The sequence below is a fragment of the Streptomyces sp. CB02923 genome (assembly GCF_001905005.1).
Classification (GTDB): Bacteria; Actinomycetota; Actinomycetes; order Streptomycetales; family Streptomycetaceae; genus Streptomyces.
This window is the reverse complement of sequence record NZ_LWKZ01000004.1, coordinates 93,341-105,964: the sequence shown is the minus strand read 5'-3', so window position 1 is coordinate 105,964 and position 12,624 is coordinate 93,341. Positions and strand designations below refer to the sequence as shown.

The 12,624-nt window shown below is 70.2% G+C and carries 17 protein-coding genes; 11 read left to right on the top strand and 6 right to left on the bottom strand.

Annotated elements, in window-relative coordinates; translation table 11 throughout:
- Window positions 1-5: 5 nt before the first annotated feature.
- On the top strand, window positions 6-851 hold the full coding sequence (locus A6A06_RS08950; protein WP_073760661.1) for a nitrilase-related carbon-nitrogen hydrolase: 846 nt from the start codon (window positions 6-8) through the stop codon (window positions 849-851).
- A gap of 105 nt (window positions 852-956) precedes the next feature.
- A complete protein-coding gene (locus A6A06_RS08945) occupies window positions 957-1,553 on the top strand; it encodes a Uma2 family endonuclease (protein ID WP_079193899.1) in 597 nt (198 codons plus the stop codon).
- 93 nt (window positions 1,554-1,646) lie between these two features.
- Here A6A06_RS08945 and rpsN read toward each other — a convergent pair whose 3' ends face one another.
- Both rpsN and rpmB read right to left on the bottom strand, forming a co-directional pair.
- Window positions 1,647-1,952, bottom strand: coding sequence for a 30S ribosomal protein S14 (rpsN, locus tag A6A06_RS08940; protein ID WP_073760659.1), 306 nt, complete (start codon window positions 1,950-1,952; stop codon window positions 1,647-1,649).
- A complete protein-coding gene (rpmB, locus tag A6A06_RS08935) occupies window positions 1,952-2,188 on the bottom strand; it encodes a 50S ribosomal protein L28 (protein WP_073760658.1) in 237 nt (78 codons plus the stop codon). The genes rpsN and rpmB overlap by 1 nt, the downstream gene beginning before the upstream one ends.
- 50 nt (window positions 2,189-2,238) lie before the next feature.
- Between rpmB and rpmG the strand changes: the two genes are divergently transcribed.
- The 5 genes from rpmG to A6A06_RS08910 all read left to right on the top strand — a co-directional run bounded on the left by rpmG (window position 2,239) and on the right by A6A06_RS08910 (window position 4,787).
- Window positions 2,239-2,403 (top strand): 50S ribosomal protein L33, encoded by a 165-nt coding sequence (rpmG, locus tag A6A06_RS08930; protein WP_030679044.1) that lies wholly within the window; start codon window positions 2,239-2,241, stop codon window positions 2,401-2,403.
- A gap of 8 nt (window positions 2,404-2,411) precedes the next feature.
- Window positions 2,412-2,666: a type B 50S ribosomal protein L31 gene (locus tag A6A06_RS08925; RefSeq protein ID WP_073760657.1), complete on the top strand. Its 255-nt coding sequence runs from the start codon at window positions 2,412-2,414 to the stop codon at window positions 2,664-2,666.
- Window positions 2,666-3,868 (top strand): CobW family GTP-binding protein, encoded by a 1,203-nt coding sequence (locus tag A6A06_RS08920; RefSeq protein ID WP_073760656.1) that lies wholly within the window; start codon window positions 2,666-2,668, stop codon window positions 3,866-3,868. Before A6A06_RS08925 ends, A6A06_RS08920 begins: the two co-directional genes overlap by 1 nt.
- A 133-nt stretch (window positions 3,869-4,001) precedes the next feature.
- On the top strand, window positions 4,002-4,238 hold the full coding sequence (rpsR, locus tag A6A06_RS08915) for a 30S ribosomal protein S18 (RefSeq protein WP_073760655.1): 237 nt from the start codon (window positions 4,002-4,004) through the stop codon (window positions 4,236-4,238).
- 309 nt (window positions 4,239-4,547) lie between these two features.
- Window positions 4,548-4,787 (top strand): DUF397 domain-containing protein, encoded by a 240-nt coding sequence (locus A6A06_RS08910; protein ID WP_242440647.1) that lies wholly within the window; start codon window positions 4,548-4,550, stop codon window positions 4,785-4,787.
- Between the two features lie 190 nt (window positions 4,788-4,977).
- On the opposite strand, the gene A6A06_RS08905 is transcribed toward A6A06_RS08910, so the two are convergent.
- A complete protein-coding gene (locus A6A06_RS08905; protein WP_073760654.1) occupies window positions 4,978-5,478 on the bottom strand; it encodes an ATP-binding protein in 501 nt (166 codons plus the stop codon).
- A 320-nt stretch (window positions 5,479-5,798) separates the two neighbouring features.
- On the opposite strand from A6A06_RS08905, the gene A6A06_RS08900 reads away from it, so the two are divergent.
- From A6A06_RS08900 to A6A06_RS08890, 3 genes are all read left to right on the top strand, one after another.
- Complete coding sequence (locus A6A06_RS08900) at window positions 5,799-6,662, top strand: helix-turn-helix domain-containing protein (RefSeq protein WP_073760653.1); 864 nt, start codon at window positions 5,799-5,801, stop codon at window positions 6,660-6,662.
- A 90-nt stretch (window positions 6,663-6,752) separates the two neighbouring features.
- Complete coding sequence (locus tag A6A06_RS08895; protein ID WP_073760652.1) at window positions 6,753-8,210, top strand: aldehyde dehydrogenase family protein; 1,458 nt, start codon at window positions 6,753-6,755, stop codon at window positions 8,208-8,210.
- A 169-nt stretch (window positions 8,211-8,379) separates the two neighbouring features.
- On the top strand, window positions 8,380-8,925 hold the full coding sequence (locus tag A6A06_RS08890) for a DinB family protein (protein ID WP_073760651.1): 546 nt from the start codon (window positions 8,380-8,382) through the stop codon (window positions 8,923-8,925).
- A gap of 17 nt (window positions 8,926-8,942) precedes the next feature.
- On the opposite strand, the gene A6A06_RS08885 is transcribed toward A6A06_RS08890, so the two are convergent.
- Window positions 8,943-9,695 carry a bleomycin resistance protein gene (locus A6A06_RS08885; protein ID WP_073760650.1) on the bottom strand — a complete coding sequence of 251 codons (753 nt, stop codon included), beginning with the start codon at window positions 9,693-9,695 and terminating at the stop codon, window positions 8,943-8,945.
- 97 nt (window positions 9,696-9,792) lie between these two features.
- On the opposite strand from A6A06_RS08885, the gene A6A06_RS08880 reads away from it, so the two are divergent.
- Entirely contained in the window at window positions 9,793-10,452 is a 660-nt protein-coding gene (locus tag A6A06_RS08880) for a PadR family transcriptional regulator (protein ID WP_073760649.1), read from the top strand.
- Window positions 10,453-10,466: 14 nt separating this feature from the next.
- Here A6A06_RS08880 and A6A06_RS08875 read toward each other — a convergent pair whose 3' ends face one another.
- Entirely contained in the window at window positions 10,467-11,105 is a 639-nt protein-coding gene (locus A6A06_RS08875) for a Uma2 family endonuclease (protein ID WP_079193906.1), read from the bottom strand.
- A gap of 93 nt (window positions 11,106-11,198) precedes the next feature.
- Window positions 11,199-12,611: a glutamate decarboxylase gene (locus A6A06_RS08870; RefSeq protein WP_073760648.1), complete on the bottom strand. Its 1,413-nt coding sequence runs from the start codon at window positions 12,609-12,611 to the stop codon at window positions 11,199-11,201.
- Between the last annotated feature and the right edge of the window lie 13 nt (window positions 12,612-12,624).

Here is a 12,624-nt window from a genome sequence, read left to right as displayed (position 1 = left end):
CGGGAATGCGGGTGGCGCTGGCACAGACGGACTGCGCGCTGGGCGAGGTCGACGCGAACCTCGCCACCGCGCGGGAGGAGGTCGAGAAGTCGGCGGAGCAGGGCGCCGACCTCGTCGTCTTCCCCGAGCTGAGCCTGCACGGCTACCACCTGGGCGCCCTGCCCCTGGACTCCTCGATCGAGGCCCAGGACCCGCGGCTGCGCGACCTGAGCGTCCTCGGCCCCGACGTCCTCGTGGGCTTTCACGAGCACACGGTCCTGCGCGCCTACAACACGGCCGCCTACTACGCCGGCGGCGCGCTGCTGCACGCGCACCGCAAGCTCTACCTCCCCAACTACCTGTCCTGGGAGGAGCGCAAGCACGTCAGCCCCGGCCAGTCGCTGCGCGCGTACGACCTGACGAAGTCCCCCAGCGGCGGCCGGGGAGCGACGCTGGTCTGCAACGACGCCTGGCAGCCGGTGCTGCCCTGGATCGCCGTGCAGGACGGCGCCGAGGTGCTGTTCGTCCCCACCAACAGCGCGGCCAGCCTCGACCCGGAGGCCATGGACACCGGCCTGTACTGGGACACCCTGCTCTCCTACACGGCGCGGATGCTCCAGTGCTGGATCGTCTTCGTCAACCGGGTCGGCAGCGAGCACGGCGCCGCCTTCTGGGGCGGCTCCCGTGTGGTGGACCCGCGCGGCACGGTGGTGGCGCAGGCACCGAAGTGGGAGCCCGCGCTGGTCACGGTGGACATCGACCCCGCCGAGGCCCGCCGCCAGCGCCGCGCCGTCCCACTGGTCGCCGAGGCCCGCCTCGGCCTCATCGACCGCGAGGTCCGCCGCCTGATCGACGAGGGCGGGGACAGCTGACCGGAGGAGAGCATCCGGTCTGGTGCCCGATCGGATGAGAGATCACCTGAACGCCTGCGTGATGTCACTTACGCTGGCAGTGTCGCTCCGCACGAAGGAGGTCCCGTGGCATTGGCAGCCCCAGAGCGCAGTTCGTGTGCGACCGGTGACGCAGACACAGTCGCCTCGGTCGCGGATGCCTTCGAAGCGTTGAGCGCGGCAGCCCCCGAGGGGTGGCGCGTGGAACTGATCGAGGGGGAAATCCACGTGGTACCACCCGCCAATGGCGAGCACGAGGAAATCGTGGCGGAGGTCGCCGACCAGGTTTCCGGGCGCCGTAAGGACGCGAAACTGCGTACGCGTACCGGGCTCGGTCTGAACGTGCCGGGGGCCTCACTCACCGGAAAGGTCGTCCCCGACCTGGTGATCGCCCCGAAGGGGAGCTTCGGCGACGCGCTGGAGTACCACGATCCGTCGCCGGTGATGCTGGTCGGCGAGGTCACCTCGCAGTCCACCGCGCAGAACGACCGTGGCCCCAAGCTGCGCGGTTACGCTCGCGCCGGCATTCCTTTCTACCTGCTGGTGGACAGGGAAGCACAGCAGGTGACCCTCTACTCCGAGCCCGTGGGGCCCGTGTACACCCGCGAGACGGCGGTCGCCCTCTCCAAGACGATCGCCCTTCCCGCCCCGTTCGACTTCGAGATCGACACCGGGGAGTTCTGAGGCGCGCGGGCCCGTAGGGGGCGCCAGGCCACGGGCCCGCGCCGGGTCCCCGGCCCCGGCGCGGCCCCGTGGGTGCCCGGATGCGCGTACGGCCTACCAGCTCGACTTCCGCACGCCCGGCAGGAAGCCCGCGTGTGCCTGTTCGCGCAGGCTGACGCGGGAGAGGCCGAAGGCGCGGAAGTAGCCGCGCGGGCGGCCGTCGACGCTGTCGCGGTTGCGTACGCGTGTGGCGCTCGCGTCGCGCGGCTGGCGGGACAGTTCGCGCCGGGCGGCCAGCCGCTCCTCCTCGGGGGTGTGCGGACTGCGGATGACGGTCTTCAGCAGGGCCCGCCGGGCGGCGTAGCGCGCCACCGTCGCGCGGCGCTTCTCGTTCTTCGCGATCTTGCTCTGCTTCGCCATCAGACCTTGTCCCCTCGTGCGCGGATGCGGGCGACGGCCGCCTCGATCCCGATCGTGTCCACGGTCTTGATCCCCTTGGCGCTCAGCGTCAGCCGGACATGCCGGCCCTCGCTCGCCAGCCAGTAGCGCTTGCGCTGGATGTTGGGGTCGAAGCGCCGGGACGTGCGGCGGTGGGAGTGCGAGACGGATTTGCCGAAGCCGGGCCTGCGGCCGGTGAGCTGGCAGTGGGCGGACAAGGTCAGAACCTCCTAATGAAAATGGAAACCATTTCTGTATAGTAGCTCCTATGGCCCGCAACGAACTACGACCCGTCATCAAGCTCCGGTCCACCGCCGGCACCGGTTACACCTACGTCACCCGCAAGAACCGCCGTAACGACCCCGACCGGCTGGTGCTGAAGAAGTACGACCCGGTCGCCCGCCGCCACGTCGACTTCCGAGAGGAGCGCTGAGCAGCGCCATGAAGCCTGGAATCCACCCCGCGTACGGGCCCGTCGTCTTCCGCGACCGGGCCGCCGGCTTCGCCTTCCTGACCCGGTCGACCGCCACCGGCGACAAGACGGTCGAGTGGGAGGACGGCAACACGTACCCGGTCATCGACGTCGAGATCTCCTCGGCGAGCCACCCCTTCTACACGGGGACGGCGCGCGTGCTGGACACCGCGGGCCGCGTCGAGCGGTTCGAGCGCCGGTTCGGCAAGCGCGGGGCCCGCTGATGGGCGGCCCGCCGAAGGACGCGGCCCAAGGCCCCGGCGGCGGTTTCGGGGACCGGCTGCCCGTGGTGATCGTCGGCGGGCTGCACTCGGACGCCCGCCGGACCGCCGTCGAGCGGCTGCTGCGCGCCGTGCACGGCAGCGTCGCGCTCCACCACGACCTCGCCTCGGCCGCGGAAGGAACGGTTCGCCGGACCGTGCGGGACGCCGGGGGCGTGCTCGGCACCGGCGAGGCGCCACTGGTCAACGACTGCGCCTGCTGCGCCCTGCGCGAGGACCTGGTCCCCGAGCTGGAACGGCTCGCCGCCGGCCGGACCTGCCGGCTCGCCGTCGTCGAACTGTGGGACTCCGTGGAACCCAAGGCCATGGCCGAGGTCGTCACGTCCTGCGGCGGTGAGGCGCTCACGCTGACCGGTGTGATCACCGCCGTCGACCCGGCGCTGCTGCTGCCGTACCTGGGCTGCGGCGAGGACCTGGCCGAGACGGGGCTCGCCGCGGCGGCCTCCGACCAGCGGACCGTCGCGGACACCTGGGCCCGGCAGCTGGAGTACCCGCCGGTGCTCGCCGTCGTGCCGGGTGGCGAGGAGGAGGGCGACGCGGCCGATCAGGCGCTGCTCGCCCAACTGCATCCGACGGCACAGTTGGTGGACGCCGACTCGCCGGGGGAGCTGGCCGCGGCGGCCCTCGCCGGGTTCGACGTGGAGGCGGCGGCGGCCCGGCAGCATCCGGCGTGCGCACTGCTCCCGCAGGAGGCCGACGCGGACGGTGTCGGAACGCTCGTCTGGCACCGCACCCGGCCCTTCCACCCGGCCCGGCTGTACGCGGCGCTGGAGGACCTGACCTGTGCGGCGGCCCGCAGCCGCGGCCGCTTCTGGCTGGCGGACCGGCCGGACACGCTGCTCTCCTGGGACGCGGCGGGCGGCGCCCTGTGCGTCGAGAACGCCGGGCCGTGGCTGGCCGGGCTGCCGGACGCCGCCTGGGAACTGGTGCCGCCGGTACGCCGTGCCGCGGCCGCCCTGGACTGGCACCCCGAGCACGGCGACCGCGCACAGCACCTCGTCTTCACCTCGCCGGGGCTGGACCGCGACGGCCTGACGTCGCTGCTGGAGTCCTGCCTGCTGACGGACGAGGAGTACGCGGGCGGGCCGGGGGCGTGGAAGCGGCTGGCTCCCGCCTTCGACGAGCTTCTCGACCCCGTTTCGTAGGCGGTCGCCGACCGTACTCGCCGTCGCCCTCCGGGTCCCGCACCCTCGCCCCGCGCCCCAGCACCCCTGCGCTCACAGCACCGGGCCGCCGTCGGCCCCGTACTCCGTGCCCCGCACCCCCTCAGGAGCCCCCATGCCGCGCCGTCACGACCCCCGCAAGAAGACCGCTCCCCGTCCCAATCCGCTGGACGCCGCGGGCATCACGTACATCGACTACAAGAACACCGACCTGCTGCGGAAGTTCATCTCCGACCGCGGCAAGATCCGCAGCCGCCGGGTGACCCGGGTGAGCGCGCAGCAACAGCGGCAGCTGGCTCGGGCGATCAAGAACGCCAGGGAGATGGCGTTGCTGCCGTACTCGTCGAAGTGATGGGGCGGCCGACCGGCCCTCCGTGGCACCGAGAGGTGTTGCGGAAGGCCGGTTCTCTTGTTGCGGGGAACTCTGGCGTCCGCTGGTACGTCCCGTGAGCATGGTGATCGACGAGCTGTGACCGGGTTGCCACGGCCTGTCGTGCACGTGCATCCGACCATGCATCCGCATATGAACGCAGCTATGATCCCAACCAGTTGCAGTTGACACCGGTTTCCGCTGTGCGCACTGCTGCTGACAGCCCATCACCGACCGTTCAGCGCGCCACGACCTGTCACCGCTGACCACCGCATCCACCGGGAGACACCTGTGCCCGACGCATACAACGGCATGGCCGCAACGGATCTCCACGGTGTGGCCTGGCAGAAGAGCAGGCACAGCAATTCGCAGGGTTCGTGCGTGGAGTTCGCCCGGCTGCCGGGCGGGGACATCGCCGTACGCAACTCCCGCTTCCCGGACGGGCCGGCGCTCGTCTACACCCCGGCCGAGGTCGAGGCGATGCTCCTGGGGGTCAAGGACGGCGAGTTCGACCACCTGGTGCGGGATTGATCGCTTTCACGCGCCTGGCGGTACGCACCGGTAGTGCGCCGGGTACGGAGTGATGGACGGCGTCGGACGTATGCCGCCCCTGCCCGTGCCCGCGCGCCTGCCCGGACGGTCCACAGGCCGTCCGGGCAGGCCGGCGGATGCCCCGGGGCCCCCGGGCCCCGTGCCCCCGAGGCCCCGGAGCATCCACCGCTCAGGGCAGCCGGAACTGCGCCCACACGATCTTTCCGTGCGGCGTACCGGCCAGCGGGTGCCAGCCCCAGCCGTCGCTGAAGGAGTCGACCAGGTAGAGGCCGCGACCGGACTCCGCGCTGCCGTCGGCCTCTTCGGCTTCCGGTGACGCGTCGCTGGAGTCGCGTACCGCGCACACCAGGCGGGACGACCACCGCATCAGGTGCAGGCGGGCGGGGAGTGCGCCCCCGTCGTGAGGGCGCTCGCAAGCGCCGGAGTCACCGGCGGGCACGGCGTGCCGCAGTGCGTTGGTGACCAGTTCGGAGACGACCAGGGCGACGCCGTCGAAGATCTCCTCCAGCTCCCACCGGCAGAGTGTCTCCCGGGTGAACTGCCGTGCGCCGCGCACGGATTCGTACCGGGGTGCCAGCGAGTAGGAGACGGATCCGGAGACGGCCAGCGGGTCGACGGGAGGAAAGCCCTGCCATAACGGCTGGAGCATGGTCAAAACCTTGGTACCCATGCGAGGCACTCCTGGCATTCGCGGACGTCTGACCCTGGCCGGGGCAGACGGAGCCGGCGGCCTGGCGGATCTTTCACGAGCGTGCATGTGTGCGCTCCCCATGGTTCCCAATGCGTACGCCAGATGCAAGGGCAGATGCACGTGCACGCGACCGGTTTGGGAGCGGGAGTGCCACTTCGCGCGTATTTCTTCCTACGTGTTCTTGTGGAGCGGCCCCGCGGACCTCACGCATCCGTAACCGGATGAGCACTCAACGAAGCCCGGACGTGGCAGACTGCGGGCCACTGTTGGACGGGGTGGGCCATGGGAGGGTCTGAGAGGTGTCCGCAAGTGAATCGAGCGGGTCCGTGGTGCGGCGCATCCTGCTGGGGGCACAGCTCCGCAGGCTGCGCGAATCGCGCGGGATCACCCGCGAGGCGGCCGGCTACTCCATCCGCGCGTCCGAGTCGAAGATCAGCCGGATGGAACTGGGCCGGGTGAGTTTCAAGGCACGGGACGTGGAGGACCTGCTCACGCTGTACGGCGTGAACGATCCGCAGGAGCGCGAGTCGCTGCTGGTGCTGGCCCGTGAGGCCAATGTCGCCGGGTGGTGGCACAGTTACGGCGACGTGCTGCCCGGCTGGTTTCAGACATATGTGGGGCTGGAAGGAGCCGCTTCTCTCATCCGCGCCTACGAGGTGCAGTTCGTGCACGGTCTTCTGCAAACGCAGGAGTACGCGCACGCCGTCGTCCACCGGGGTATGCCGGGGGCGAGTGCGGCGGAGGTCGACCGCAGGGTCGCGCTGCGCCTGGAGCGGCAGAAGTTGTTGCTGGCAGAGCGCCCGCCGGAGTTCCACTGCGTGCTCGACGAGGCGGCGCTGCGCCGCCCGTACGGCGACCGGGAGGTGATGCGCGGGCAGTTGCGGCACCTGATCGAACTCTCCGAGCGGCCGAACGTGCGGCTGCAGGTGATGCCGTTCAGCTTCGGCGGGCACGCGGGGGAGAGCGGTGCCTTCACCACGCTCGGCTTCCCCGAGCCCGGTCTGCCCGACGTCGTGTATCTGGAGCAGCTGACCAGCGCGCTCTATCTCGACAAGAGGGACGAGGTCGCGCAGTACGCGCGGGTGATGGACCGCCTCCAGGAGGACGGTCCGAATCCGGCCGAGACCAGAGACTTGATACGTGGTCTACTCCAACTGACTTAACCCGTAGGTAGCATGAGTTCCAATCAGGAGTCAGCACCCCCCGGCTAGGGCGCTCCGACCGGCGCCCTGTCCTCCAGATTGGGATTTCGCATGTCCTTCTTCGACGAGTTGGCGTACCAGTACATCGACGGCGAATGGCGGGCCGGAAGCGGCTCGTGGGACATCGTCGATTTCAATCCCTACGACGGGGAGAAGCTGGCGTCCATAACTGTGGCCACGGTCGACGAGATCGACCAGGCCTACCGTGCCGCCGAACGTGCACAGGGGGAGTGGGGGGCCACCAACCCGTACACCCGCCGGCTGGTCTTCGAGCGCGCGCTGCGGATCATCGACGACCGTGAGCAGGAGCTCGGCGCCGCGATCACCGCGGAGGTCGGCGGCACCCACGCCAAGGTGGCCTTCGAACTCCACCTCGTACGGGAATTCCTGCGTGAGGCGCTCCAGTTGGCGCTGCGGGCCGAGGGCCGCATCCTGCCGTCCCCGGTGGACGGCAAGGAGAACCGGCTCTACCGGCTCCCGGTCGGTGTCGTGGGCGTCATCAGCCCTTTCAATTTCCCTTTCCTGCTGTCGGTCAAGTCGGTCGCGCCCGCGCTCGCACTCGGCAACGCCGTGGTGCTCAAGCCCCACCAGAACACTCCGGTCTGCGGCGGCGGCCTGGTCGCGAAGGTCTTCGAGGAGGCCGGGCTGCCGGCGGGCCTGCTGAACGTGGTGGTGACCGACATCGCGGAAATCGGTGACGCGCTCATCGAACACCCGGTGCCGAAGGTCATCTCCTTCACCGGCTCGGAGAAGGTCGGCCGGCACGTCGCGACCGTCGCCGCCTCCCACTTCAAGCGCACGATCCTGGAACTGGGCGGCAACAGCGCGCTGGTCGTCCTGGACGACGCCGACATCGACTACGCGGTGGACGCCGCCGTCTTCAGCCGCTTCGTGCACCAGGGGCAGGTCTGCATGGCGGCCAACCGGGTGCTGGTCGACCGGTCGGTGGAGCAGGCGTTCACCGAGAAGTTCGTCGCCAAGGTCAAGAGCCTGAAGGTCGGCGACCCGAGCGACCCGGCCACCCACATCGGCCCGCTGATCAACGAGGGGCAGGCGGAAGCCGTCGCCGCGGTGGTGGACCGGGCCGTCGCCGAGGGCGGCACCGCGCTCGTGCACGGCACGGCGCGGGGCACCCTGGTCGAACCGACCGTCCTGGCCGGGCTGCCGGAGGGCTCCGTCGCCCTCCAGCAGGAGATCTTCGGGCCGGTCGTGTCGCTGGTCCCGTTCGACGGTGACGAGGAGGCCGTACGGATCACCAACGCCTCGCCGTACGGGCTCAGCGGCGCGGTGCACACCGCCGACATCGAGCGGGGCGTGCGCTTCGCCAAGCAGGTCGAGACCGGCATGATCCACATCAATGACGGCACGGTGCACGACGAGCCGATCGTGCCCTTCGGCGGGGAGAAGGCGTCCGGGCTGGGGCGGTTGAACGGCGACGCGATGGTGGAGTCCTTCACCACCACCAAGTGGATCTCCATTCAGCACGGCCGGTCGCGGTTCCCGTTCTGAACCTCCGGACCGCGGACGGCAGTTTCGGAGTCCCGGACGGTGACTTCGGAGTCGAGGACGGTGTCGGAGTCGAGGACGGATGAGGACAGTACCTGTCCTCAAGGGTTCGTAGTGTTCTTCTTGTCGGGCCGCGGCAGCAGCGCCGCGGCCCTCGCGAAAGGCGGACCTCATGCCCACTCACGTTCCGGCCGAAGCCCACGGTGACGAGCGCGGCGCCCTCCTGGCCTTCCTGGAGGCGCAGCGCGGCGGCCTGCGCCGGTCCGTCCTCGGTCTCACCGACGAACAGGCCGCGCAGAAGCCGTCCGCCAGCGAGCTGTCCCTGTCCGGCCTGATCAAGCACGTCGCGGAGGTCGAGCAGGGCTGGGTGGAGACCGCCCAGCAGAAGCCGCACTCCATCGAACGCGGCATGGACAACTGGCACCTGGGTTTCCAGCTGGAGGGCGCGGAGACCGTCGCGTCAATCCTCGCCTTCTGGGACGAGGTGGCCCGCAGGACCGAGGAGTTCATCCGGTCGCTGCCGGACCTGAACGCGACCTTCCCGCTGCCCGAGGCGCCCTGGTTCCCGCCGAAGGCGGAGCAGTCGATGCGCTGGCTCGTGCTGCACCTGATCGAGGAGGTCGCCCGGCACGCCGGGCACGCGGACGTCATCCGTGAGTCCCTGGACGGCAAGACCGCCTTCACCCTGGTCGACGAGGAGCAGGCGGCGCAGGGCTGAGGCGGGCCGCGGCCCGTTCAGTCCTCGCCTGCGCGCAGGTCCGCCGCCCGGCGCAGCGCGTCGCGCGCCGCCTGCCGGTCCGCGTCGCCGAGTTCGACCGCGTCCGCGCGGTCGAGCCAGGGTGCGGCTGCACGCAAGCCGTCCAACTGCGCAGCCATGTCGGCGCGCAGCACGAGGAGCAGTACGAGCTGGAGCGGGGACGGCCCGGCGTCGGCTCCCGTACCGGCCGTACCGCCGTCCCCCGTACCGGCCGTACCGCCGTCCAGGGCCCGGTCGATGATGCGGGCTGCCACGGCGTGGTCGCCCTTGGACTCCCCGATCAGCGTCGCCTGGTGCAGGGCGCGCGCGTAGCGCTCCTTGGGGACGGCCGTGTACTCGAAGCTGTCCGCGATGGGCCGGCCGATCCGTATGCAGTTTCCGCCGGGGTCGGTCATCAGGAACTGCCGCACGCCGTACGACATGTCCTTCAGCGCTCCGATCCGCGGCAGCCCGCGGGTCGGTACCTTGCCGAGCGCGGCTTTAAGGCCTGCGCGGAAGGACGCGTGGAGTTCGTCCACGTCGTCGGTCAGGACGTAGCAGGTGCTGTACGAGGAGGACGGGTCGTACGACTTCATCCCGAAGAACTGCAGCTCGATGCCGCGCAGGCGGACGCCGCAGTACGGGTTGGGGTTCTTCTGGTGCGAGGTCACCTCGAACCCGAGGGCCCGGTAGAAGTCGAGGATCTCGTCGATGGAGGGGCACGGGAGGATCGGAATCACGGTCTCGGCCATGCCCGCGAGAGTAGGGTGTGCGGAGTGGGTAATCAAACTTGATTAGAGAGGCCGTCTAGGCTGGCCGCAGCGCGAGCGCGAAGGATGCGAGGAGACGATGTCGGCGATCCGGCTGTTGGTTCTGGGGGCCGTGCGCCAGCACGGGCGGGCGCACGGTTACCAGGTGCGCAACGACCTTGAATACTGGGGCGCCCACGAGTGGTCCAACGCCAAACCGGGGTCGATCTACCACGCCCTCAAGCAGATGGCGAAGCAGGGGCTGATGCTCGCGCACGACATCGCACCCAGCACGGCCGGGGGCCCGCCGCGTACGGAGTACGAGCTGACCGAGGCGGGCGCGGAGGAGTTCTTCAAGCTGCTGCGCGGGTCCCTGTCGCAGTACGACCGCAAGGTCGACGAGCTGAGCGCGGCGATCGGCTTCATCGTCGACCTGCCCCGCGAGGAGGCCGTGGCACTGCTGAAGGAGCGGGTGCGGGGCCTGGAGGAGTGGCGGCTGTCGGTCACCGAGTACTACACACCGGCGGACGGCCCGGAGCAGCTCGGCCACATCGGCGAGATCATGAACATGTGGGTGAACTCGGCGGACAGCGGCGCCGAGTGGACGCGGGGCCTGATCGAGCGGATCGAGGGCGGGGCGTACGTCTTCGCGGGCGAGGGCGAGCCGTTCGTGGGCGTCCTCGCGGAGGGTCAGGAGAATCCGTACGCGACGGGGGAGCCTGACCCGGAGTACGGCTCCGGGAGCCGGTCTCCGGAGTAGCTGACGGCTGACGGCTACCCGTCGATGAGGGACCGCAGGTCGACGGAGACGGGGAACGGGACGCTCGTCACCAGCTTGCCGACATGCGTGGCACGCTCGGGGCTCAGGGCGTAGACACCCGTCTCGTGGTGCAGCCAGAACTCGTGCACCACCGGCAGGTCGTCCTCGCCGCGTTCGACGCGCCAGTAGGAGGGAATGCCGGCTGCGGCGTACAGCCCGTGCTTGGCGTGGCGGTCCTCGGACCGTGAGAGAGGAGAGACGACCTCGAAGGCCAGCACGGTGTTCTCGGCGGGGGTGCAGCCGAGGGCGCGGAGGTCGAGGCCGCGCTTGTCGAAGACGACGACATCGGGCTTGGGGACATTGCGTTCGTCGAGCAGGGTGCACCGCTCGATGTTGACGTTGAAGTGATCGGGCCGGGCGCGCCGGAGCCGGAAGGCCAGCTCGTCCCGGACCTGGTCGTGCCACCAACTGGTGACTTCGCGCACCCTGATCTTCCCGTCCAGGAATTCCCAGGCGAACGGCAGGACCGACTCCTTCACCTGGTCGAAGGTCCAGCCGTCCGCAGGCGGGTGCATCCAGTTCTCCGGAGTGACGGGTCGCGCACCCGGCTTGTCCAGCTCGTTCGCGTCTTCGGCGGCCGGTGTCTTTCCCATGATCGGATCGTGTACGTGCTGGTGGCCGTCCGTCCCGCAGACGGCCATGCGTCACCCGCCCGAGTGACGGGCCGGGCGCGCACCCCGCCGCCCTCAGTGATGGAACGACGTATCCTCCCCCGCCCGGCTCCCCAAAGGCCCGCCCTGTGCCCGGAGTTCCGGCAGCAGGCGCTCCAGATCGCCCATGAACAGATCGCTCAGATCGTGCGAGAAACCGTTTCGGCAGACGATGCGCAGGACGGAGAGGTCGTCGCGGTCGGGCGGGAAGGTGTACGCAGGGAGGAGCCAGCCCCGTTCCCGCATCCGGCGGGAGACGTCGAAGACGTCGAAGTCCGTCACGCCGTCGGCTGTGGTGAAGGCGAAGACGGGCAGCTCGTCGCCGTAGGTCAGCAGGCGGAAGTCGCCCAGCGCGCCGATGCGGTCGGCGAGGGACCGGGCCACGTCGCGGGTGGTCTGCTGTACGGCGCGGTAGCCCTCGCGGCCCAGCCGGAGGAACGTGTAGTACTGCGCGGCGACCTGGGCGCCGGGCCGCGAGAAGTTGAGGGCGAAGGTCGGCATGTCGCCGCCCAGGTAGTCGACGTGGAAGACCAGTTCCTCCGGCAGCGCCTGCTTGTCGCGCCACAGGGCCCAGCCCACGCCGGGGTAGACGAGCCCGTACTTGTGGCCCGAGGTGTTGACGGAGGCCACGCGCGGCAGCCGGAAGTCCCACACCAGGTCGCGGTCGAGGAATGGCGCGATCATGGCGCCGGACGCCCCGTCCACGTGGACGGGGATGTCCAGGCCGGTGCGTTCCTGGAGATCGTCCAGGGCGGCGCAGATCTCCGCCACCGGCTCGTACGAACCGTCGAAGGTCGAGCCGAGGACGGCCACGACGCCGATGGTGTTCTCGTCGCACAGCGCGGCGGCGGACTCCCCGTCCAGGTGGAAGCGGTCGCCCCGCATGGGCACCTGCCGCGCCTCGACCTCCCAGAACGCGCAGAACTTCTCCCAGCAGACCTGCACGTTCGCGCCCATGACCAGGTTGGGCCGGGCGGACGCCGGGTAGCGGTCGGCGTTCGCCCGGGACCAGCGGCGTTTGAGGGCCAGCCCGGCGAGCATGCACGCCTCGCTGGAACCGGTCGTCGAGCAGCCGACGGCGGCGGTCGGGTCGGGGGCGTGCCACAGGTCGGCGAGCATGGCCACGCACCGCTGCTCCAGTTCGGCGGTGCGCGGGTACTCGTCCTTGTCGATCATGTTCTTGTCGCGGCACTCCGCCATCAGCACATCGGCCTGCGGCTCCATCCACGTGGTGACGAAGGTCGCCAGGTTCAGCCGGGAGTTGCCGTCCAGCATCAGTTCGTCGCGGACGAGCTGGTAGGCCGCGTGCGGGGCGGTGGGACCGTCCGGCAGGGCGTGCCGGGGCGGGGCCGTGGTCATTCCCGTGACCGGGTCGGCCTCGCCGTAGAAGGGGTTGACCGACAGGCCCCGCTTGTCGTCCCCGGCGTGTGTGCCCTCATGGAGTGCCATGGTGGCCGCGTAC